We start from the raw sequence: 2627 nt of genomic DNA on the forward strand, positions 1-2627 counted from the left end.
TGCAAAGGGGCGTCCCTGGGTGTGCGGGTTGGGTTCCGCCCCGGTGGGCCGCCGGTGGTGCGGAAACGGGGTCAGTACCCCTGGTAGCCGAACTCGTCGACCACGAGGTGCAGCGGGGCGCCGCTCGCGTTGTAGAGCGAGATCTTGCCGTCCTTGACCGGGACGACCACCTGGTTGGGGATGGTCTCGCCGGGCAGGAAGTTGAGGTTCGACGCGTCCGGCAGGGCGTCACCGTGCGGGTAGACGGTCAGGTGGCCCTGGGCGCCCGGCTCGGTGACGGTGACGTTCAGGGTCACCGCCGCGGCGTTGGGGAGTTCACCGACCGGGATGTCCAGGGTGCCCCAGGCCGGGACGGTGCCCGCGGGCCGCGAGCCGTCCTCCCACTGGGTGTCCTGACGGGTGTCGACGAGCCGGTTCGGGCCGAACGGGCGGTAGCTGACCTTGCCCTCGGTGGCGTAGTAGCCCGCGAGGTCGGCGATCACGTGCACGGTGCCGCCGGAGGCGTTGAAGAACGACACCTTGCCGTCCTTCACCGGCACCGTCACCAGATTCGGAATCGTCCGGCCCGCAACCCAGTTCAGGTTGGAGGCGGTCGGGACCGCGTCACCGTGCGGGAAGACCGTGAGGTGCCCGTCCTGCTCCGGCTCGGTCACCGTCACGTTCATCGTCACCGCCGTCACACCCGACGCCGGAACCCCCGCCACACCGGCCACCGGCAGATCGACGGTGCCCCAGGCGGGCACGGCCTGCGCCACCGGGACACCGATCGGCTGACGGGTGTCCAGCAGACGCGTCGGGCCCTGGGCGTGGAACAGCGAGCCCTTCGGGCTGTAGTAGCCCTCCAGGTCGGCGATCACGTGCACGGTGCCACCGGAAGCGTTGTAGAAGGAGACCTTGCCGTCCTTCACCGGCACCGTCACCAGGTTCGGAATCGTCCGGCCAGCCACCCAGTTCAGGTTGGAGGCGGTCGGCAGCGCGTCACCGTGCGGGTAGACCGTCAGGTGCCCGTCCTGCTGCGGCTCGGTCACCGTCACGTTCATCGTCACGGCCGTCACGCCGGTGGCCGGAACGCCGGCCACTCCGGTCACCGGCAGGTCCACGGTTCCCCAGGCGGGGACGGCCTGCGCCACCGGGACACCGATCGGCTGACGGGTGTCCAGCAGGCGCGTCGGACCGGCCGGGGTGAAGGCGCTGCCGAAGTCCTGGTTCTCGTACGCGCCGCGGTCGCGGAAACCGCTGCCGGTACCGGTGTTGGGCACCGTCGGGTTGTCGGCCGGCGCCACGCCGATGACGTCGGTGGGCAGCATGCCCGGAGCGTTCTCGTCGGCCGAGTCGATGGTGTGGTCGACCGGCGCGTCGGGGCCCTTGGGCACCCAGCTGGGCGCCACGAAGTCGTGCGAGCCCTGCCCGGTGTTCGCGGTGAAGGTCTGCTGGTCGGTGAACGTGGCGCCGGCCCAGCTGTAGGCGGCCCCGCCGCTGCGCGGGTCGACCACGTTGTAGTCGACCTTGGTGCCGGAGGCGGCGTTCGCCCCGACGGTGATCCCGGTGGCGTTGGCCGGGGTGGTGCACGGCTTCTGCATGAACTGCGCGGTGTTCACCACGTTGTTCTCGACCACCGCACCGGTCGACGTGCCGTCCAGCACGATCCCGGCGAAGCAGGACGAGTAGACGGTGTTGGCCACCACGACGGTGTTCGGCGCGTCCTTGACCTGGATGCCGACCATGTTGGGAACGTAGTTCGCCTGGACCACATTGGTGGTCACGACCGTGCCGGTGGAACCGCCGTCCACGGTGATCGCCGGGCCCTGGGCGTAGCCGAACTGGCCGCGCCCGTAGCGCACGTCGGCGGAGCCGTCGGTGATGTGCACACCGGCACCGCTGGAGATCATCGTCCGGTCGAAGGTCACGTCGCTGGCGTTGTCCACCAGCAGGGTGGTCTTCTGGAAGGCCCCGTTGATGGCGAGGTTCTCGAAGCGCAGGTGCTGGGCGCCCTTGACGGTGAATCCGTCGACGGGCTTGTCCCACGCCCCGATCTGGGTGCCCATGCTCGGCGGGGAAGCGGCCCCGTCGGCCTTGGTGGCGCGGAAGGTGATCGGCGCATCGGCCGTGCCCGACCGGGTGATGGTCAGGTTCTCGTTGTAGGTACCGCCCGCGATCTCGACCGTCTGCCCCGGCTGGACGACCGCCGCGGCCGCGCCGATGGTGCAGAACGGCGCCGACTGGGCGCCGGTGCCGCTGTCGGTGCAGTTGGTACCCGCGGCGTTGTTGACGTAGAGCGTGCCGTCCGCCGCGGCCGCACCGCTCGCACCGACGACCGGCAGACCGACCGTCCCGACGAACAGCGTCGCACCGACGGCCAGAGCCGTACGGAATCTGGAAATTGGAAACCCCCATGGTCATGGCGATGTGGCATCGCCTACGGCCCTCGTCCCCCGCACTCGGGAGAAGGGCGCGGCATATCGTGCCATGGGCGGCCGGGTGAGACCAGAAGGTTTGGTCGAACTCCGTGGTGGGGGGGGGGGGGGGGGGGGGAAAGGCGGACGGGGGCCCCCCCCCCCCCCCCCCCCCCCCCCCCCGGCGCTCAGGCCGAGTTCGGCGGCGGTCTCCTCGACGCTGCGGTCCTCCCA

1 protein-coding gene is annotated in these 2627 nt (G+C 70.7%); it reads right to left on the reverse strand.

All coding sequences use genetic code 11. The features are described from left to right. Positions 1-71: 71 nt before the first annotated feature. The gene (locus tag ACFQ87_RS21695; protein WP_380612429.1) at positions 72-2045 is read right to left on the reverse strand and encodes a right-handed parallel beta-helix repeat-containing protein; all 1974 of its coding nucleotides are present in this window, start codon (positions 2043-2045) and stop codon (positions 72-74) included. Positions 2046-2627 lie beyond the last annotated feature (582 nt).

This window comes from Kitasatospora sp. NPDC056531, assembly GCF_042794375.1.
Classification (GTDB): Bacteria; Actinomycetota; Actinomycetes; order Streptomycetales; family Streptomycetaceae; genus Kitasatospora.

Bases quoted from the DNA above. Each gene is read 5' to 3' on its own strand.
- ACFQ87_RS21695 (WP_380612429.1), bottom strand. From the start codon at position 2,045: ATGGGCACCCAGATCGGGGCGTGGGACAAGCCCGTCGACGGATTCACC.